The organism is Cupriavidus sp. LA-1 (genome assembly GCF_055385985.1).
The window spans coordinates 2,414,875-2,435,119 of the sequence record NZ_AP031388.1 but is presented as its reverse complement, the minus strand read 5'-3'; the positions used below and the strand labels follow the sequence as shown (position 1 = coordinate 2,435,119).

Annotated in this window: 15 protein-coding genes; 1 reads left to right on the top strand and 14 read right to left on the bottom strand. The window is 67.9% G+C overall.

The window, feature by feature from the left end; translation table 11 throughout:
* The 10 genes from gap to ACZ5MJ_RS30135 form a co-directional block, all read right to left on the bottom strand.
* Window positions 1–1,011, bottom strand: a complete 1,011-nt coding sequence (gap, locus tag ACZ5MJ_RS30180; protein ID WP_464224685.1) for a type I glyceraldehyde-3-phosphate dehydrogenase — start codon at window positions 1,009–1,011, stop codon at window positions 1–3.
* Between the two features lie 47 nt (window positions 1,012–1,058).
* Window positions 1,059–1,754 (bottom strand): phosphoglycolate phosphatase, encoded by a 696-nt coding sequence (gene gph / locus ACZ5MJ_RS30175; protein ID WP_464224684.1) that lies wholly within the window; start codon window positions 1,752–1,754, stop codon window positions 1,059–1,061.
* Window positions 1,754–3,766, bottom strand: a complete 2,013-nt coding sequence (tkt, locus tag ACZ5MJ_RS30170; RefSeq protein WP_464224683.1) for a transketolase — start codon at window positions 3,764–3,766, stop codon at window positions 1,754–1,756. The genes gph and tkt overlap by 1 nt, the downstream gene beginning before the upstream one ends.
* Before the next feature lie 9 nt (window positions 3,767–3,775).
* Window positions 3,776–4,654 carry a phosphoribulokinase gene (locus ACZ5MJ_RS30165; protein WP_464224682.1) on the bottom strand — a complete coding sequence of 293 codons (879 nt, stop codon included), beginning with the start codon at window positions 4,652–4,654 and terminating at the stop codon, window positions 3,776–3,778.
* Window positions 4,655–4,665: 11 nt separating this feature from the next.
* Complete coding sequence (locus ACZ5MJ_RS30160; RefSeq protein ID WP_464224681.1) at window positions 4,666–5,760, bottom strand: class 1 fructose-bisphosphatase; 1,095 nt, start codon at window positions 5,758–5,760, stop codon at window positions 4,666–4,668.
* A 21-nt stretch (window positions 5,761–5,781) separates the two neighbouring features.
* Window positions 5,782–6,540: a ribulose-phosphate 3-epimerase gene (gene rpe / locus ACZ5MJ_RS30155; protein WP_464224680.1), complete on the bottom strand. Its 759-nt coding sequence runs from the start codon at window positions 6,538–6,540 to the stop codon at window positions 5,782–5,784.
* Between the two features lies 1 nt (window position 6,541).
* Window positions 6,542–7,306, bottom strand: a complete 765-nt coding sequence (locus tag ACZ5MJ_RS30150) for an HAD family hydrolase (RefSeq protein ID WP_464224679.1) — start codon at window positions 7,304–7,306, stop codon at window positions 6,542–6,544.
* A 3-nt stretch (window positions 7,307–7,309) separates the two neighbouring features.
* Window positions 7,310–8,266, bottom strand: a complete 957-nt coding sequence (cbbX, locus tag ACZ5MJ_RS30145; RefSeq protein ID WP_464224677.1) for a CbbX protein — start codon at window positions 8,264–8,266, stop codon at window positions 7,310–7,312.
* 154 nt (window positions 8,267–8,420) lie between these two features.
* Entirely contained in the window at window positions 8,421–8,840 is a 420-nt protein-coding gene (locus ACZ5MJ_RS30140) for a ribulose bisphosphate carboxylase small subunit (protein WP_464224676.1), read from the bottom strand.
* A gap of 48 nt (window positions 8,841–8,888) precedes the next feature.
* Window positions 8,889–10,349, bottom strand: coding sequence for a form I ribulose bisphosphate carboxylase large subunit (locus ACZ5MJ_RS30135; protein ID WP_464224674.1), 1,461 nt, complete (start codon window positions 10,347–10,349; stop codon window positions 8,889–8,891).
* Window positions 10,350–10,514: 165 nt separating this feature from the next.
* On the opposite strand from ACZ5MJ_RS30135, the gene ACZ5MJ_RS30130 reads away from it, so the two are divergent.
* Window positions 10,515–11,465 carry a LysR substrate-binding domain-containing protein gene (locus ACZ5MJ_RS30130; protein WP_464224673.1) on the top strand — a complete coding sequence of 317 codons (951 nt, stop codon included), beginning with the start codon at window positions 10,515–10,517 and terminating at the stop codon, window positions 11,463–11,465.
* Window positions 11,466–11,653: 188 nt separating this feature from the next.
* On the opposite strand, the gene ACZ5MJ_RS30125 is transcribed toward ACZ5MJ_RS30130, so the two are convergent.
* The 4 genes from ACZ5MJ_RS30125 to ACZ5MJ_RS30110 all read right to left on the bottom strand — a co-directional run bounded on the left by ACZ5MJ_RS30125 (window position 11,654) and on the right by ACZ5MJ_RS30110 (window position 20,188).
* Window positions 11,654–12,292 (bottom strand): glycine-rich domain-containing protein, encoded by a 639-nt coding sequence (locus ACZ5MJ_RS30125; protein WP_464224671.1) that lies wholly within the window; start codon window positions 12,290–12,292, stop codon window positions 11,654–11,656.
* A 66-nt stretch (window positions 12,293–12,358) separates the two neighbouring features.
* Window positions 12,359–15,739 carry a bifunctional diguanylate cyclase/phosphodiesterase gene (locus ACZ5MJ_RS30120; protein ID WP_464224670.1) on the bottom strand — a complete coding sequence of 1,127 codons (3,381 nt, stop codon included), beginning with the start codon at window positions 15,737–15,739 and terminating at the stop codon, window positions 12,359–12,361.
* 269 nt (window positions 15,740–16,008) lie between these two features.
* Window positions 16,009–17,163 (bottom strand): DSD1 family PLP-dependent enzyme, encoded by a 1,155-nt coding sequence (locus ACZ5MJ_RS30115; protein ID WP_464224669.1) that lies wholly within the window; start codon window positions 17,161–17,163, stop codon window positions 16,009–16,011.
* Window positions 17,156–20,188, bottom strand: coding sequence for an FAD-binding and (Fe-S)-binding domain-containing protein (locus tag ACZ5MJ_RS30110; RefSeq protein ID WP_464224667.1), 3,033 nt, complete (start codon window positions 20,186–20,188; stop codon window positions 17,156–17,158). The genes ACZ5MJ_RS30115 and ACZ5MJ_RS30110 overlap by 8 nt, the downstream gene beginning before the upstream one ends.
* Window positions 20,189–20,245 lie beyond the last annotated feature (57 nt).

Here is a 20,245-nt window from a genome sequence, read left to right as displayed (position 1 = left end):
CTAGCGTGCGTGGGCCAGCGCCACCGCGGTATCCAGCATGCGGTTGGAGAAGCCCCATTCGTTGTCATACCAGGCCGACACCTTGACCAGCGTGCCGTTGACCCTGGTCAGGGTGGCGTCGAAGGTGGACGAGGCCGGGTTGTGGTTGAAGTCCACCGAGACCAGCGGCGCGGTGTTGTAGTCGAGGATGCCCTTGAGCTCGCCTTCGGCGGCGGCCTTCAGGATGCCGTTCACCTCCTCCACGGTGGTCGGCCGCGCCGCCACGAAGGACAGGTCGACCAGCGACACATTGATGGTCGGCACGCGCACGGCAAAGCCGTCCAGCCGGCCGTCCAGCTCAGGCATCACCAGACCGACCGCGGCGGCGGCGCCGGTCCTGGTCGGGATCATCGACATGGTGGCCGAGCGCGCCCGGCGCAGGTCCTCGTGGTAGACGTCGGTCAGCACCTGGTCGTTGGTATAGGAATGCACCGTGGTCATCAGGCCGTTCACCAGGCCCAGCTTCTCGTGCAGCGGCTTGACCAGCGGCGCCAGGCAGTTGGTGGTGCACGAGGCGTTGGAGATCACCGTGTCGGCCGCCTTCAGCACGCCGTGGTTGACGCCATAGACGATGGTGGCGTCCACGTCCTTGCCGCCGGGGGCGGAGATGATCACCTTCTTCGCACCGCCCTTCAGGTGGGCCGAGGCCTTTTCCTTGCTGGTGAAGAGCCCCGTGCACTCCATCACCACGTCCACGCCCAGTTCCCCCCAAGGCAGCTCGGCCGGGTTGCGCCGGGCCAGCACGCGGATCCGGTCCCCGTTGACGCGCAAGGCATCGCCGTCGACCGAGACCTCGCCCGGGAAGCGCCCGTGGACGGTGTCGTACTGGGTCAGGTGGGCATTGGTGGCGGCGTTGCCGAGGTCGTTGATGGCAACGATCTCGAGGTCGTGGCGCTTGCCGCCTTCATAGTGGGCGCGCAGCACATTGCGGCCGATGCGTCCGTAGCCGTTGATGGCAACCTTGATGGTCATGATGTCTCCGTTTGCTTGTCTTGGTATCTTTGCCGGCCTGCCGGATATCAGGCGGCCGGTGCCAGCCGCGCCGGCGTCAGCAGCGCCGGCAATGCCTCCATCGAATCGACCAGCGCATCGGCGCCCAGCGCCGCGGGCCCGCCGGGGCCGGCGTAGCCGTAGCGCACCAGGCAGACCGGCATCGCGGCCGCGCGCGCCGCCGCCACGTCCACCGGCGAATCCCCCACCAGCACGCCATGCGCCGGATCGACGTCGAGCAGGCGGCAGGCATGGCGCAGCGGCTCGGGGTCCGGTTTCATCTGTGTGATCGAATCGCCGGCCACCAGCACTTCCAGGTACTGCGACAATCCGGTCAGCGCCAGCAGCGGCACCGCCAGCGCGCGCGGCTTGTTGGTCACGCAGGCAAGCCGGTAGCCCTCCCGCCTGAGCGCGGCCAGGCCAGCCTCAACGCCCGGGAACACTGACCCGAGGCGGCCGTTGGTCTCTGCATAGTGGCGGTGGAACATCGCCTCGGCGTCTGCCACGCCGACCCACGGCGCGAGCCCGGCGGTCTCGAGCACCCGCCGCACCAGGTTGGGCACGCCGCGGCCGATGAAGCCGGCCACTGTGCCGAATGGCAGCGGCGGGTTGCCGAGGTCGGCCAGCATGCGGTTGGCGGCCTCGACGATGTCGGGCGCGCTGTCGACCAGCGTGCCGTCCAGGTCGATCAGCACCGCGGCGCACGGCAGGGATACGGTAGCCATCACTTGCCCTCCACCAGTGCGCGCGCGGCGGCCGCGACGTGCGCCGGGGTCAGGCCGAAGTGCTGGTACAGCGCCTCGGCCGGTGCGGATTCGCCGAAGGTGTCCAGGCCCAGCGCCATGCCCTCTTCGCCCACCACGCCGCGCCAGTACCAGGTGGCGCCGGCCTCGATGCTGACGCGCGGCACGCCCGGCGGCAGTACGGTGTCCCGGTATGCCGCGTCCTGCGCGTAGAACAGTTCCACGCAGGGCATGGACACCACGCGCGCGGCGATGCCTGCATCGGCCAGCTCCTGCGCGGCGCGCACGGCGATCTCCACTTCAGAGCCCGTCGCCACCAGCAGCACGCGCGGCGCCGCCGCATCGCGCAGCACATAGCCGCCGCGTGCGATACCGGCGCGCTGGGCCGCGTCGCGCTCGAACGGCGTGAGCGCCTGCCGCGACAGCACCAGGCAGGTGGGGCCGTGCTCGCGCAGCAGCGCGGCCTGCCACGCACAGGCGGTTTCGGCCCCGTCGCACGGGCGCCAGACCCGGTTGTTGGGGATCAGCCGCAGGCTGGCGGCGTGCTCGATCGGCTGGTGCGTCGGGCCATCCTCGCCCAGGCCGATGGAATCATGCGTCAGCACGTGCACCACGCGCAGGCGCATCAGCGCCGCCATGCGGATGGCATTGCGCGAGTAGTCGGAGAAGGTCATGAAGGTGCCGCCGTAGGGAATCAGCCCCCCGTGCAAGGCAATGCCGTTCATCGCCGCGGCCATGCCGAACTCGCGCACGCCGTAGCTGACGTAGTTGCCGTGCCCTTCATGGTTGACCCAGACCGAAGCCTTCACGTTGGTCAGGTTCGAGCCGGTGAGGTCGGCCGAGCCGCCCAGCAATTCGGGCAAGGCGGGCGTGAGCGCCTCCAGGCAGAGCTGCGAAGCCTTGCGTGTGGCGATCTTGCCTTGCAGCGGCGAAGGCGCATCCAGCAACGCCATCAGTTCCGCGTCGAAGCCTTCCGGCAAGCGGCCATTGACACGGCGCAGGAACTCCTTAGCCAGCTCGGGATGCGCCGCGCGATAGCCGGCGAAGCGCGCTTCCCAATCGGCCTCGCGCGCGGCTCCTTGCGCCCGCGCGTCCCAGGCGTCGGCCACGTCCACCGGCACCGTAAAGGGCTCAGCCTCCCAGCCCAGCGCCGCGCGCATGGCCGCGATTTCCGCCGCGCCGAGCGGGGCGCCGTGCACGTCGTGCCCACCGGCCTTGGCCGGCGCGCCCTGGCCGATCACGGTGCGGCAGCAGATCAGCGTGGGCCGGTCGCGCTCGGCTTTCGCCGCATGCAGCGCGGCGTCCAGGGCCTGCGCATCGTGCCCGTCGACGCCGGCGATCACATGCCAGCCGTAGGCGGCAAAGCGCTGCGGGGTGTCGTCGGCAAACCAGCCGGCGACGTCGCCGTCGATGGAGATGCCGTTGTCGTCGTACAGGCAGATCAGCTTGCCCAGCCCGAGCGTGCCGGCAAGCGAGCCGGCCTCGTGGCTGAGGCCCTCCATCAGGCAGCCGTCGCCAAGAAACACATAGGTGTGGTGGTCGACAATGTCGAAGCCGGGGCGGTTGAAGGTGGCGGCGAGCAGCTTCTCCGCCAGCGCCATGCCGACGGCATTGGCCAGGCCCTGGCCCAGCGGCCCGGTGGTGGTTTCCACGCCCGGCGTCACGTCGACTTCCGGATGCCCCGGCGTGACCGCGTGCAGCTGGCGGAACTGGCGCAGCTGCGACATCGGCAGGTCATAGCCGGTGAGATGCAGCAGCGCGTACTGCAGCATGGAGGCATGGCCGTTGGACAGCACGAAGCGGTCACGGTCGGGCCAGGCCGGGTTGGCCGGGTTGTGGCGCAGGTGGCGCCGCCACACGACCTCGGCCATCTCGGCCATGCCCATGGGTGCTCCGGGGTGGCCGGAGCGGGCCAGTTCCACTGCGTCGGCGGCCAGGAAGCGCAGCGCGTTGGCACAACGCGCTGCGCGGTCGATGCGTTCTGGTGCGTTCATCTCGGCTCCTTACAGCGCGGCGCGCTTGCGCCGCTCCATCATGCGCAGCACGAAGGGCGTGAAAATCAGCTGCATGGCCAGTTCCATCTTGCCGCCGGGCACCACGATGGTGTTGGCGCGCGACATGAAGGAGTCGTGGATCATGCTCAGCAGGTACTGGAAGTCGATCCCCTTCGGGTTGGCAAAGCGGATCACCACCATGCTTTCATCGGGCGCGGGGATTTCGCGCGAGATAAAGGGGTTGGACGTATCCACGCACGGCACCCGCTGGAAGTTCACATGCGTGCGCGAGAACTGCGGGCAGATGTAGTTCACGTAGTCCGGCATGCGGCGCAGGATGGTGTCGGTCACGGCCTCGGTCGAGTAGCCGCGCTGCTTCTTGTCGCGCCACAGCTTCTGGATCCATTCCAGGTTGATGACGGGCACCACCCCGATCAGCAGGTTGGGATACTGGGCGACATTGACCGCGTCGGTGACCACGCCGCCGTGCAAACCCTCGTAGAACAGCAGGTCGGTATCGGCGGGCAACGGCTCCCACTGGGTGAAGGTGCCGGGCTCCTGCCCGAACGGCGCCGCCTCTTCCGGGCTGTGCAGGTAGTGCCGGTGCATGCCCTCGCCGGATTCCGCATAAGAGCGGAACAGGTTCTCCAGCTCGCCGAACAGGTTGTTCTCCTCGCCGAAGTGGCTGAAGTTCATATTGCCGGTGCGCTCGGCCTCGGCCATCTTGACCTTCATCTCGGCGCGGTCGTAGCGGTGGAAGCTGTCGCCTTCGATCACCACCGACTTCACGCCTTCGCGGCGGAAGATATTCTCGAAGGTACGGGTCACCGACGTGGTACCGGCGCCCGAGGAGCCGGTGATGGCGATAATGGGATAACGTTCTGACATGGCCAGGCACCTCAGGCGGACGCGCGGAACAGGCTGCGCTCGTTGAACAGGGGACTCGGAAGATCGGGATCGGTCTGGCTGGTGTGGTAGCCCTCGATCCGTTCCACCTCATGGCGCGAGCCGAAGACCACGCCGATGCGCTGGTGCAGCGCGCCCGGCGCCACCGACATCAGCGCCTGCCGGCCCGTGCTGGCGCGCCCGCCGGCCTGCTCCATCAGGAAGGCGATCGGGTTGGCCTCGTACAGCAGGCGCAGGCGTCCCGGCCTGGCGGGATCCCTGGTGTCGCGCGGGTACATGAAGACACCGCCGCGCATCAGGATGCGGTGCGCCTCGGCCACCATCGACGCGATCCAGCGCATGTTGAAATCCTTGCCGCGCGGCCCGCTCTTGCCGGCCATGCACTCGCCGATGTAGCGCTGGATGGGTGCTTCCCAGAAGCGGCTGTTCGACGCGTTGATGGCAAATTCCTGGGTATCGGCCGGCACCCGCAGGTTGGGGTGCGTCAGGAAGAATTCCCCCAGGTTGGGATCGAGCGTGAAGCCGTTGACGCCGTTGCCGACGGTCAGCACCAGCATGGTGGTGGGGCCGTAGAGCGCGTAGCCGGCCGCCACCTGGGCGGTTCCGGGCTGCAGGAAGTCCTGCTCGGTGACGGCACTGGCGCCTTCGGGGGCGCGCAGCACCGAGAAGATGCTGCCCACCGAGACGTTGACGTCGATGTTGGATGAGCCGTCGAGCGGATCGAACACCAGCAGGTACTTGCCGCGCGGGTAGTGTTCCGGGATCTGGTAAGGCGCCTCCATCTCCTCCGACGCCATGCCGGCCAGGTACCCGCCCCACTCGTTGACCCGCAGGAAGGTGGTGTTGCTCAGCACATCCAGCTTCTGCTGGATTTCGCCTTGCACGTTGATGGCCGCGCTGTTGCCATCCTCGCTACCGGCACGGCCGTGCAGGCCGCCCAGCGCACCGAAGGCCACCGCGCGCGCGATTTCCTTGCAGGCCATGGCAACGTTGAGAATCAGGCCGTTGAAGCCGCCGCTGGCTTCCGGATAGCGGCGGCGTTCCTCGATCAGGAACTGCGTCAGGGTCATCCTCTGGACTTCAGGCATGACAGGTCTCCTCTGGATTGGCTATGTGTTCTTGTGTAGTGCCGTGCGGACGGCCTGCGTGATGGTGGCGGCCTCGCGCAGGCGGCGCAGGATGCTCGAGTAGCCGCCATCGGCATCCGGCGCGCCGAACACGGCGCTGCCGGCGACGAAGGTGTCGGCGCCCGCGCGGGCAATTTCGGCAATGTTGTCGGCCTTGACGCCGCCGTCGATCTCCAGCCAGACCGGCCGCCCGCCGGCATCCACCTGCCGGTCGATGCGCGCGCGCGCCTGACGCACCTTGTCCAGCACGCCCGGAATGAAGGCCTGGCCGCCGAAGCCCGGGTTCACGCTCATCAGCAGCACCAGGTCGAGCTGGTCCAGCGTATGGTCCAGCCAGCCCAGCGGTGTAGCGGGGTTGAGCACCAGGCCGGCCTTGCAGCCGTGGTCGCGGATCAGCCCGATGGTGCGGTCCACATGCCGGCTCGCTTCCGGATGGAAACTGATAAGGCTGGCGCCGGCCCTGGCGAACAGCGGGATCAGCGCATCGACCGGCTCCACCATCAGGTGCACGTCGATAGGGATGGAGACCAGCGGCCGGATCGCCTCGCACACCAGCGGGCCGATGGTCAGGTTGGGCACATAGTGGTTGTCCATTACATCGAAGTGCACCAGGTCCGCGCCGCCGGCCTCGATCGCGCGCACCTCCTCGCCCAGGCGCGCGAAATCCGCCGACAGGATGGATGGCGCCAGGCGGATGCCGCGCTGGCTGCCATGGCCGGTGTTGGGTTCGGTCGCATGCATGTCAGGTCGCCTCGGTCAGGATGCCGTGGTGCCAGGCGCGCAACGCGGCAAGGTCGGCCCAGCGGTGCGCCGCGCCGGGCACGTGCCGGGGCATGGGTTCGGCGGGATCGCCAAGATGCGGCAGCACCAGCAGCGCGCCCTCGAAGGAGTCCTGCCCGCTGAAGGCGGTAGGCGTGACCACGGTGGGAATGCCGGCCGCCCTGGCGGCGCGCAAGCCGTTCGCCGAGTCCTCGATGGCCAGGCAAGCGCCGGCCTCCAGGCCAAGCTGCGCCAGCACGGCGAGGTACACATCGGGTGCCGGCTTCTTGATCGCGGTGGTGCCGGCGTCGCCGATGGCGGCAAAGCGCCGGCGCCAGTCCGCGCCAAGCGGCGCCTGCAGCAGCGCGTCGAGGTTGGCCGGCGTGGTGGTGGTGGCAATCGCCAGCGGAATGCCGGCCTCGCCGGCCTCGGCGATCAGGCGGGCAATGCCCGGGCGCAGCGGCAGGCCGCCCGCCCCCACGCGCTCGGCGTAGTGGCGGGTCTTGATGGCGTGCACGGCGTCGATGGTTTCCTTCACCTTGCAGCCGCGGGCCTCTTCCGGGTCGACCATGCACCAGTAATGCATCAGGCGCTCCTTGCCGCCGGCCACCTTGAGCAGGCGCGTGTAGAGCGGCGCGTCCCAGTACCAGTCCAGGCCGACCTCGGCGAAGGCGGCATTGAAGGCTTGCAGGTGGGCGCTTTCGGTATCGGCGAGGGTGCCGTCGACATCGAAGATCAGGGCTTGCATGGCTTACTCCTTGGCCTCGGCCGGCGCGGCTTTCGAAAACACCCGGCTGGCGAGCAGGTCGCCCGCCGTGATGGTGGTCAGGGCACGGTCGTCGACCACCGTGCCGGCATCGTCCAGCAGGCGCGAGGCATGGCGCAGCCGCGCGCGGTCCAGCGCATTGCGCACGCTGCGGGCATTGGCGAAATGCGGCTGCTGCATGCGCCGGGCCAGGTAGTCGGCAAACACGGCCCGGCTCTGGTCGTCGAAGCGGTATTGCATCTCGGCCAGCATCAGGTCGGCGATCTGGCGCAGCTCGTCGAGCTGGTAGTCAGGGAAATCGATGTGGTGCGCAACGCGCGAGGACATGCCCGGGTTGGACTCGAAGAAGCGGTCCATGCGGTCCTTGTAGCCGGCCAGGATCACCACCAGGTCATCGCGGTTGTTCTCCATCACCTGCAGCAGGATCTCGATGGCCTCCTGGCCGTAGTCGCGCTCGTTCTCCGGGCGGTAGAGGTAGTAGGCCTCGTCGATGAAGAGCACCCCGCCCATGGCCTTCTTCAGGATCTCCTTGGTCTTGGGCGCGGTATGGCCGATGTACTGGCCGACCAGGTCGTCGCGGGTCACCGCCACCAGGTGGCCGCGGCGCACGTAGCCAAGCTGGTGCAGGATCTGCGCCATGCGCATGGCCACGGTGGTCTTGCCGGTGCCGGGATTGCCGGTGAAGCACATGTGCAGGCTGGGCGCGCCGGCGCTGAAGCCGCGCGCGGCGCGCAGCTTGTCCACCAGCAGCAAGGCGGCGATATCGCGGATACGCGCCTTCACCGGCTTCAGTCCGATCAGCTCGCGGTCAAGCTGGGCCAGCAGATCAGTGATGCCCGAGCTGGCCAGCGATTCGGCCAGCGATCTGGCCGGGGATGCGGGCAGCGATGCGGCCTGCGCCGCCGGCGGCTGCAGCGGTGCGGTCGTTTCGGGTGCGGACATGGCAGGCTCCGTGAGATTGATTCGGCGCGAAAGATTCGAGGCGCAGCTCGCCCCGGCGCGCAGCCTTGCGGCAGCGCGGCCGTGGGATTGCATAGTCAGGAAACCGCCGGCGCAGCGGCGTGGCAGCGCCGCGCGGCGGTTCAGCCGGTGCCGCTCAGTAGCGGCTACCCTCCGGGCGCGCCTGCACGGCGTAGCTCTCGATCGAGTAGCGCATGGTGCGACCCGGTTCTTCCTGGCGCACCAGGCGGAAGCCGGGCTCGTCGTCGGGCCGGTTCACGATGAACGACATCACCACCGACTCCACCGTATGGGTGGAATCGAACGCCGTGACGCGGATGTAGTGGTTGGGGAAGGTGCTGCGCGCGCTGTTGATTTCCAGCAGGATGCCGGCGGCATCGCGCAGGTCGAACATCGGCAGGCCGAACATCTCCCAGTAGGTATTGCGCGGATGCGGGTCGTCGGTGTACTCGATGCCGACCGCCCAGCCCTTGTCCAGGCAGTACTCGAGCTGGCTGGTGATCTGTGCATCGGTGAGGTCGGGCAGGAAGGAGAAAGTGCCTTGAGTAATACGCATGATGTCCTCTCGTTCTTTGGGTTCGCTGTAGTGGCGTGCTTTTCAGGCTCAGGCCACCGACGCGGTGGGCACGAAGTCCGAGGTATCGGTCGGCGTGTAGTTGAAGCTGATGTCGCCCCAGGTATCGAGCGCAGCCCGCAGCGGTCCGCACCAGCGCGCGGCCTCGCGCAGGATTTCCGGCCCTTCGTTGAGGATGTCGCGGCCTTCGTTGCGCGCCAGCACCATCGCTTCCAGCGCCACGCGGTTGGCCGTGGCGCCCGCCTGGATCCCTTGCGGGTGGCCGATGGTGCCGCCGCCGAACTGCAGCACCACGTCGTCGCCAAAGAGGTGGATCAACTGGTGCATCTGGCCGGCGTGGATGCCGCCCGAGGCCACCGGCATCACCTTGCGCAGCGAGGCCCAGTCCTGGTCGAAGAACAGCCCGCGGGTCAGGTCGGTATGGGTGTAGGCGTCGCGGCAGACGTTGTAGTAGCCCTGCACGGTCAGCGGATCGCCCTCCAGCTTGCCCACCGCGGTGCCGGTGTGCATGTGGTCAACGCCCGCCAGCCGCAGCCATTTGGCAATCACGCGGAACGACACGCCGTGGTTCTTCTGCCGGGTGTAGGTGCCATGGCCCGCGCGGTGCAGGTGCAGGATCATGTCGTTCTGGCGGCACCAGTTGCTCATCGACTGGATGCAGGTCCAGCCGACGATCAGGTCGACCATGATGATGACCGAGCCCAGCGACTTGGCAAACTCGGCGCGCCGGTACATCTCTTCCATGGTGCCGGCGGTCACGTTCAGGTAGCTGCCCTTGACCTCGCCGGTGGCGGCCGAGGCCTTGTTGACCGCGTCCATCACGAACAGGAAGCGGTCGCGCCAGTGCATGAAGGGCTGCGAGTTGATGTTCTCGTCGTCCTTCATGAAGTCCAGCCCGCCCTTCAGGCCCTCGTACACCACGCGGCCATAGTTGCGGCCCGACAGGCCCAGCTTGGGCTTGGTGGTGGCGCCCAGCAGCGGGCGGCCGAACTTGTCCAGGCGCTCGCGCTCGACGATGATGCCGGTGGACGGGCCGGCGAAGGTCTTCACATAGGCCACCGGGAAGCGCATGTCTTCCAGGCGCGCGGCCTTGATCGGCTTGAAGCTGAAGACATTGCCGATGATCGACGCGGTCAGGTTGGCGATCGAGCCTTCCTCGAACAGCGACAGGTCATAGGCCACGTAGCAGAAGAACTGCTCGGGGTTGTTGGGCACCGGATCGACCCGGTAAGCCTTGGCGCGGTACATGTCGCAGGCGGTCAGGCGGTCGGTCCACACCACCGTCCAGGTGGCGGTGGACGATTCGCCGGCCACCGCGGCGGCGGCCTCGACCGGATCCACGCCGTCCTGCGGCGTGATGCGGAACAGCGCCAGCAGGTCGGTGTCCCTGGGCTCGTAGTCCGCGTCCCAGTACCCCATCTCCTTGTACTTCATGACGCCGGCGTCATAGCGCTTGCGCGGCTTGGCTTGGACCGGATCAGGTGCGTTCATGCTTGTCTCCTTGCGTGGTTGAGCGTCGTGGCTGCGTTGATGCAAAGATATAAGCCCACCAACATAAGGTAAATTCAGATATTCTTAGTCACCGTATAAGCAATCCCTTAAGTGCGGTCCAGGCTGCACATCACGGAAAGCATCCAAAAGCCGCCCCCACTGCCCATGTCGTTCCTGCGCGCCCTGACCCTTCGCCAGCTGCAGATCTTCGTCACGGTGGCCAGGCACGCCAGCTTCGTGCGCGCGGCCGAGGAACTGCACCTGACCCAGCCAGCGGTCTCGATGCAGGTCAAGCAGCTCGAATCCGTGGTCGGGCTGGCGCTGTTCGAGCGGATCAAGGGGCAGCTCACGCTGACCGAGCCCGGCGACCGCCTGCTGCACCACGCGTCGCGCATCCTCGGCGAGGTCAAGGACGCCGAGGAAGGCCTGCAGGCGGTCAAGGACGTCGAGCAGGGTTCGATCACGATCGGGCTGATCAGCACGGCCAAGTACTTCGCGCCCAAGCTGCTCGCCGGCTTTACCGCGCTGCACCCGGGCATTGACCTGCGCATCGCCGAAGGCAACCGCGAGACGCTGCTGCAACTGCTGCAGGACAACGCCATCGACCTCGCGCTGATGGGCCGCCCGCCGCGCGAGCTGGATGCCGTGTCGGAACCCATCGCCGCGCATCCGCACGTGCTGGTGGCCTCGCCGCGGCACCCCCTGCACGATGCAAAGGGGTTCGACCTGCAGGAACTGCGTCACGAGACCTTCCTGCTGCGCGAGCCGGGCTCCGGCACCCGCACCGTGGCGGAGTACATGTTCCGCGACCACCTGTTCACGCCGGCCAAGGTGATCACGCTGGGCAGCAACGAGACCATCAAGCAGGCGGTGATGGCTGGCATGGGCATCAGCCTGCTGTCATTGCACACGCTGTCGCTGGAGCTGCGCATCGGCGAGATCGCGCTGCTGGACGTGACCGGCACGCCGATCGAGCGCATCTGGCATATCGCGCATATGTCCAGCAAGCGGCTGTCGCCGGCCGGCGAAAGCTGCCGCGCCTATCTGCTGGAGCACACGGCGGAGTTCCTGGGGAAGGAATATGGCGGGCTGATGCCTGGGCGGCGCGTGGCCTGATTGCGCACGCGATGCAGAACCTGTGCATCGCGCCGCAATCGAGAGTGCCGACGCAGGCGAAATGGGCGGGCTGACAGTGGCCGGCTACTGGCCGCGGCCTGCCTGCAGCCTTCGGGATGCAAGTGGGCCGCTGCCGAGCCGCGGCAGTCCGCGGTAGTGGTATCCGGCCGGCCGGAGAGACAAGGCCTTCAGTGGGCCGCGGCTACGCGCGCGCAGTATGCGGGTTCAGCGGCTTTGGCCAGGCGCGCGCAGTACGCGGGTTCCTCCGCCCTGGCCATGCGTGCGCAATATGCGGGTTCGGCCGCCTTTGCCTCGCGTGCGCAGTACGCGGGTTCCTTCGCCTTGGCCTCACGCGCGCAATACGCGGGTTCGGCCGACTTGGCCTCGCGTGCGCAGTAAGCAGGTTCATCGGCTGCCGCCCGGGCACAATATGCGGCAGAGGTCAGCGGGGTGCCGAACTCGCGCGTGCTCAGCGCATCGCTCGCCGCTGCCATCTCCAGCAGGCGGGCCTCATCGTCCGGGCCGTCGATGCCGACGTAGGGGTCGTGGTGAAGGACATAGCCGAAGATGCGCTCGCAATCCCCGGCGTAGCGCCTGGTATCCAGGATATGGGCATGCCAGAAGGCATCCACCTGCTCGCTGGGCACCGCTGGCGTATCGGGATACCTGGCCGCCAGCTTGAGGAACTGCCGGTAGCCGCTTTCAGCCTGTTCCAGCGATTCCGGTGTCCAGTGCGCATGCTTCTGGTGCAGCAGCTTGGCCCTCATCCTGGAAAAATCGAGGGCGTCGATGGCCTGCCACATGGTTTCAACGGTACGGTCCTGCATGATTTCGCTCCCATGATTGGACTGCTTGATGTTGGACTGCATAAATGCGCGCCGGACCGACAGCGGTCAGGCGCGCATCGGTTGCGGCCCGCGTTCGAAAGCGGGGCCGTTCTCGATGTGGCTGGCCAGAAAGGCCGTGATCTGCGCCGGCGGCAGCGGGTGGCTGAAGTAGTAGCCCTGCACTTCGTCGCAGCCTTCGCGGCGCAGGAACTCGAGCTGCGCCTCGTTCTCAACGCCTTCGGCGACCACTTCCAGCCCAAGCCGGTGGCCGAGCCCGATCACCGCACTGGTGATCTGCGTGTCGCTGCGGCTTTCCGGGATGTAACGGACGAAACTCTTGTCGATCTTGACCGTATCGATCGGGAAGCGGCTCAGGTAGGCGAGCGAGGAGTAGCCGGTGCCGAAGTCGTCGATCGCCAGCCGCACGCCCGTGCGCTTCAGGTGCGAGAGCCAGCGGGAAGCCTGTTCGGCATCGCGCATGACCATGCTCTCGGTCAGTTCCAGCTCCAGCAGGTTGCCCGGCAGGCCCGCTTGCCGCAGTGCGTCGATGATGGTCAGCCTGAGCGACTTGTCGGCGAACTGACGCGCCGAAAGATTGACCGAAACACGCACCGGCGGCAGTCCCTGGGCGCGCCATGCGGCATTCTGGCGGCACGCTTCGCGCAAGGCCCAGGCACCGATCTCGACAATGGCGCCGCTCTGCTCCGCGAAAGGAATGAAATCCCCGGGCATGACCATGCCGAGTTCCGGGTGGCGCCAGCGGATGAGTGCCTCGACCGCCGTGCACGCGCCCGACGCAAGCGCAATGCGCGGCTGGTAGTAGAGGATGAATTCGTTCTGCTCGAGCGCGCGGTGCAGGTGCGATTCCATGTCGATGCGCCGCTGCAGGGTCGTGCTCATGCCCTGGTAGTAGAACTGGTAACCGTTCTTGCCGAGCTGCTTGGCCCCGTACATGGCCAGGTCGGCATGCTTGAGCAGGGTCTGCCAGTCGTTGCCATCCTCGGGGAAGGAACTGATGCCGATGCTTGCCGTCATGCGCAGTTCCGCTTTGTTGACGACGAAGCCTTGCGCGAGCGCAGCCTGGATCCTGGCGATGGTCTGGTCCAGGATGGCCGCGTCGCCCCTGGGGTCCACCAGCACGACGAATTCATCGCCGCCGAAGCGGGTGATCAGTTCCACGCCGTCCAGGCTCTCGCGCAAGCGGTCGGCCATCTCGCGCAGCACGGTGTCGCCAGCGTTGTGGCCGATGGTGTCGTTCACGACCTTGAATTCGTCCAGGTCCACGAAAATGACGTGCAGGGGGTGATTGCCGGCGCGGGCGCGGGTCAGCGCCTTCTCGAACTCGGCCTTGAACATGAGGCGGTTCGGCAGGCCGGTAAGGGCATCGTGATTGGCGATAAAGCGCAGGTTTTCCTCGGCCTGGCGCCTCAGCAGGAAATGCCCGGTCTGATTGGCAATGCCGCCCGCCATCGCAAGCGCGTGCGTATCGGCGCTGCGCTTGCCGCGCGAATAGAGTTCGACCACGCCGAGCGTCACGTGCCCCCGGCTCAGCGGGAAGGCGAACAGCGTCCGGATGCCGCCCGCGTCGAGCCACGTGGCTTGCGCGTGCCGGGCCATCGCGTTGCGGTTTGCATACCATTGCGGCGCCTGCAGGACCGCGGCGCCGGCCGGCCATGCGGGGCGTTCGGCGAGCCAGGGCTCCAGCGCCTTGACGCGCGCCAGGTAGACCTGCGGCAGCTTCAGTCCCTCGCTGTCGCCGCTCGGCCAGAAGGCACCGGCCTCCCAGTCCATGCCTTCGAGCAGCGTGTGGACAATATCCTCCAGCACCTCGACTTCGCTGGTGGCAGTGGCAAGATGCAGGGCAATCTGGTGTTCCTGCGCCCTGGCCTGCTCGGCGGACTTGCGCTGGCTGATGTCCTGCGCGGTTCCCCGCAGCACGGCGCTGTCCGGCGCCCCGTGCGCGTGGCCGATCAGGTGCAGCCAGCCCCGGCGTCCGCGGCGCGACCGGTAGGGGCACTCGAACTCGAATGGCTGGCGATCCTGCAGGGCTGCCCGCATCCTTTCCTGCAGCACGGCGCGATGGCCGGTGTCGATCGCCTGGAACAACACTTCCGGCGTCGCCTGGTCGGCGCGCCAGCCTAGCAGGTGCGCCATTTCCCGGGAAAAGTGCGCGACGTCCTTGCCCAGGTCGATGCGCCAGTCACCCAGGTGGGCAATCTGCTGCGCCTCGGCGAGCGCGGCCTGGCTGTCGCGCAGGCTGTGCGTCATCTGGTCGGCCACGGCGACGGCGCGCGCCCGCGAACTCGACAACGCATAGGCCAGCCAGCCCAGCAGCACGCTGATGATCAGGCCGGAAATCGCCACCAGCACGGGCAGGTAGCGCTGGGGACCACTGAAGGCACTGGCATCGGCGGCAAATGCGATCACCCAGCGCCGTCCGCCGAAATCCCGCACCTCGCTCTTGGCCAGGTCATGCTGGCCCGCGCCCGGGACCGCCTGGCCGTCCGCCAGCGGCGTCGCCGCTTGCGCGGCACCGGCGCGGACGGCGCTGCCCCCTGTGCCCCGGTTGCGCTCCCGGGCCGCCAGGCCGGTCACGCTGTCATAGAGCAGGTTGGTGGCGGAGAGGGGAGCCGCCGGCTCCGCGAAGTCTCCGGCGTCATAGACGCGGAACCGGATCCGGCGCAGATTCTCGTTGCTGACCAGGTCTTTCAGCAGGTCGTCCACCCGGATCCCCGCGCCAACCGATCCGACATAGGCGCGCCGGCGCGCTTCCACCGAGTCCAGTTCCGGCCCCTTGCGGTACACCGGCAGGCGCAGCGCGATGCCCACATGCGGGTTCCTGGCCTCGCTGAAGATCAGGCGGCCGCTGCTGACCGACTGCCCGGTATCGCGCGCGCGTTCGAGCGCGGCCAGGCGGCGTGGCTCGGCGCCCATGTCGATGCCGATTGACGCCAGGTTGATGTCGAGCGGCTCGACATAGGTCAGCACAAAGTGGCCGGGCCGCCGGCCGGGGGGGTGGACGTTGAACGTCACGCCGGCCTCGCGCAGGATCGGATCGCTGCGCTGCCGGGCGACGAAGGCGTCGATCTCGGACGCCGGCACGTATGGCGCGTAGTTCAGTGTCTGGAAGCCGGGATAGCGCTGCGGCAAATTCAGCCCGCTGACGAAATCGCGAAACTCGCCCCGCGAGACATGGTCGCTGGCGCCGAACAGCGCCTGCATGGTCACCAGTACATCGGTATAGAGCCGGATGCGGGTATCGATCTGCTGGATGACGTCGCCCGTATCGTTCTCAAAACGCAGGCGGGCATCCCGCTCCAGCAAATCGGTGCAGAACGCATAGACGAAGGCCGTCGTCAGCACGCCAAGCAGCAGGGTGCCCGCCGTGATGGTGCGCGACCCTAGGCGTCCCAGCGGGCGCAGCACGCGAGCAAGCGTCTGGCGCAAGATGATTTCCCCGGATATGGGCGGCAGCAGCTGAACGGCGTCGCCAACAGCTGTGCCAGAAAATGCACTTATCAGACGGCGCAAGCTTCAAGGGCTGGCCGTTTTATATGTATTTACAATTTATAGCAAGTGGGGGGTAGCGGACGCTGATTATCGCGACGCAGACACCCCACTTAAGTGGGGTACCCGTCAGACTGGCGATGATTAGCCGAGAGAACAGCGCCGGGATGCGGTGGCGGCGCCCGGTGGTTTGAAAGAAGAGCCCAGCGTCAGCGGCTCAGGCCACGCGCATCCACCTCCCACAGGCCGACGACATGCCCGTCGCGAAAGCACACGAACTGTGCATGCAGGTTCGCGGTGGGATCGCAGTGCCCGGGCACCAGCAAAAGCTGGTTCCCCAGCAATGCCTGGCTGTCGCCGTTCAGCACTTCCAGGACACCGTGCTCATCGTTCGCCGCGACATAGCGCAGCCAGCCGCTGCGGTCCCTGGACCACAGGCGCGGCAGGCCGGAGTCCACCGCGACCGACTTCAGGCCGACGTCGCAGACCACCACGCCGGGCCGCGCCGTGCTCATGACCGTTGCCGACAGGAACAGGCTGTGCTTCGGCTGGAATTGTCCCAGCCATTCGCTGGCGCCATAGTGGCCGTCCAGGAACAGATAAGTGCCCGGCTGGACTTCGGTGTAGACCCCGCTCTGGCAGTCGAACTCCGCCGTGCCGGTGCCGCCGCCCGTGATCACCGGGCAGCAAATGCCCCGTGCATCGAGATGCCGCACATAGCCATCCACCGCTTGCGCGGCACGCTGCGCGGCCTGCCGGCGCTGTACCCAGGCCGGCAGGTGCTGCGCGCCGCCGTGATACGCCTGCAGTCCACCGAAGCGCAGCGCCGGCGCCTCGCCGATGGCATCGGCCAGCCGGCCCAGCGCATCCGTGCTGTTGACGCCGCAACGCCCGTGCCCCACGTCGACCTCCGGCAGCACGGTCATGCGCACCCCGCCGGCTTCGGCCGCGGACGCTATCGCCGCCACCTGCCGCACGTCATCGACGCAGAGGCTCAGCTTCACGTGGCGGGCCAGCTCCACCGCCATCGCCAGCTTGTCCGCGCCGACAAACTCATTGCTGATGTGGATGTCCGCGATGCCGGCGGCAGCAAACGGATAGGCCTCGCTAAGCTTCTGGCAGCAGATCCCGACCGCGCCGGCGGCGATCTGCCGCTGCGCAACCGCGACGGACTTGTGCGCCTTGGCATGCGGGCGCAGGGCAATGCCGCCGGCATCGGCCAGGCCCTGCATCTGCGCGAGGTTGTGGTCGAAGGCATCGAGGTCGACCAGCAAGGCCGGCGAGCCCACGTCTTCCACGCGGTCGCCGATCCTGGCCGGAGCCGGCGGCCGCAGCCGCGTCCGGTCCTGCAGGGGCTCAGACATGGCGGCCTCCCTCGAGGGCCATCGCCAGCACCCGGGCCACGTGCAGCGCCTCGGCGTCGGCGCCGTCCAGGATCTGGTGTCGGCAACTGGTGCCGTCCGCGACCACGATGGCGCCGGACGCGCGTTTGCGCACCGCCGGCAGCAGCGACAACTCCGCCATCGCCTTCGACGCTTCGAAGTGCTCCGCCTCGTAGCCAAAGCTGCCGGCCATGCCGCAGCAGGATGACTCCACGGGCACTACCTTCAGCCCCGGAATCCACCCGAGCACGGTCTGCACCGGCGTGAACGCATCGAACGCCTTCTGGTGGCAGTGGCCGTGCACGACGGCCTCGGATGCCTGCAGCGGCTGCAGCGGCAGGTTCAGCCGGCCCGCGCCCTGCTCCCGCACCAGGAACTCCTCGAACAGGAACGACAGGCTGGCAAGCCGCCTGGCCTCCTCGCCATAGCCGTAACTCAAGAACTCATCCCGCAACGACAGCAGGCACGACGGCTCCAGGCCGACCACCGGCACGCCGCGCTCGACGAAGGGGCGGAACGCGTCCAGCATGCGCCGCGCCTCTTGCTTCGCCTGGTCGACCAGGCCTGCCGCCAGGAAAGTACGGCCACAGCACAGCGGGCGTTCGCCTTCACGGACGTTGAAGTGCACCGTATAGCCGGCGGCTTCCAGCACGGCCTGCGCGGCGCGCGCGTTGTCGGGTTCCATGTAGTTGCTGAAGGTGTCGACGAAGAGCAGGACTTCCCGGCTGCCGGCTTTGCCCACTGCGTTGCGGCGCCCCGCCAGGAAGGGCTTGCCGAAGCGCGGCAGCGACCGCTGCGGGGCAAACCCCAGCGCCCGCTTGATCCAGCCCGAGACCCCTGGCACGCTGTCGGCCAGCGCCAGCAGGCCTGGCACGCGCGCGGCAAGCGGCGCATAGCGCGGCATGAACGCCACCATGCGCTCGCGCAGGCTGATGCCGTGCCGCGTGGCCCAGGCATGGCGGGCCTCGATCTTGAACTTCGCCATGTCGACACCGGTCGGGCAGTCGCGCTTGCAGCCCTTGCACGAGACGCACAGGTCCAGCGCTTCCTTCACCTCCGGGCTGGCCAGCCCGTCCGGGCCGAGCTGGCCGGACACCGCCAGCCGCAGCGTGTTGGCACGGCCGCGCGTCACGTGCTGCTCGTCCTTGGTCACGCGATAGCTAGGGCACATGGTGCCGGCGTCGAACTTGCGGCAGTGGCCGTTGTTGTTGCACATCTCCACGGCCGATGCCAGGCCGTGCGTGGCCGTGTCGGTGCCGGTGCCGGGCGCGGTCTCGGCGCCGGTCATCGGGTCCCGCCGCACGTTCCACGCCGACCAGTCCAGCGCGGGCGTCAGCGGCAGCGCCGCGTAGCCGGGGGCAAAGCGGAAGTGCTCGCGCGCGTCCATCTTCGGCGGGCGCACGATCTTGTCCGGGTTGAAGCGGTTGTCGGGGTCGAACAGCGCCTTGATCTCGCTGAACGCCGCGTTGATGCGCGGGCCGTACTGCCAGGCCACCCATTCCCCGCGGCACAGGCCGTCGCCGTGTTCGCCGGAGTAGGCACCCTTGTACTCGCGCACCAGCTCGGCGGCCTCCTCGGCGATCTCGCGCATACGCAACGCGCCGTCGCGGCGCATATCCAGGATCGGGCGCACGTGCAGCGTGCCGACGCTGGCGTGGGCGTACCAGGTGCCCTCGGTTTCATGCTTGTGGAAGACCTCGGTCAGCCGGCGGGTGTACTCGGCCAGGTGCTCCAGCGGCACCGCGCAGTCCTCGATGAACGATACCGGCTTGCCGTCGCCCTTCATGCTCATCATGATGTTCAGGCCGGCCTTGCGCACATCCCACAGGGCCTTCTGTGCCTTCTCTTCGGCCATCTTGACCACCGAACCCGGCAGGCCAAGATCCCCCATCAGCTCGGCAAGCCGGTCGAGCTGCGCCAGCAGCGCCTGCCGGTCCTCGCCGGCAAACTCCACCAGCAGGATGGCCTGCGGATCGCCGGCCAGCGCGCGCTCGACCACGGGGCGGAATGCCGGGTTCTCCCTCGACAGATCGATCATGGTGCGGTCGACCAGCTCCACCGCCACCGGACGCAGCTTGACGATGTGCTGCGTCATGTCCATCGCCTGGTAGAACGTGGGGAAGTTCACCACGCCCAGCACCTTGTACGCCGGCAGCGGCGACAGCTTCAGCGTGAGCTGGCGGCTGCAGGCCAGCGTGCCTTCCGAACCGACCAGGATATGCGACAGGTTGGCATGGCCGTCGTCCGTATAGGCAAGCGGGTTCTGGCAGTCGAACAGGTCGATGTTGTAGCCGGCCACGCGGCGCAGCACCTTGGGCATGCGTTCCGCAATCTCGTCGCGCTCGCGCCGGGCGATGCGCTCCAGTCCGCGCAGGATGCCTTGCGCGCGCCCTGCCGCGACCGGCTGCGCCAGCGAGCCGAAGTGGCATTCGCTGCCGTCGGCCAGCACCGCGTCGATGGCCAGCACGTTATGCACCATGTTGCCGTAGGCAATCGAGCGCGAACCGCACGAGTTGTTGCCGGCCATGCCGCCGATGGTGCATTGCGCCCCGGTGGAGACGTCGACCGGGAACCACAGCCCGTGCGGCCTGAGCCAGGCATTGAGGTGGTCGAGCACGATGCCCGGTTCCACGGTCACCGTGCGCGCCACGGCGTCGAAGTCGATGATGTTGTTGAGCCACTTGCTGTTGTCGATGACCAGGGCTTCGCCCACGGTCTGGCCGCACTGGCTGGTGCCCGCGCCGCGCGCCAGCACCGGCACGCGCTGGTCGCGGGCGATGTCGAGGGCGCGCCGCAGGTCGGCCTGGTCGCGCGGGACCACCACGCCGATCGGCATGATCTGGTAGATCGACGCGTCGGTGGCATAGCGGCCACGGCCGGCCCGGTCGAACAGCACGTCGCCCCGCAGCTCCTTGCGCAGGAGCGCGGACAGCGGCGAGGTAGCGCGATGGCGGGCGGGCACCAGGTGGATCGGCTTGACCAGCAAGGAGGACGATGAAGTGTTCATGGCATTCGGTAGACAATGGTTCTGCATGCCCGCGGCGCTGCCGTGGCTTGACTTGGA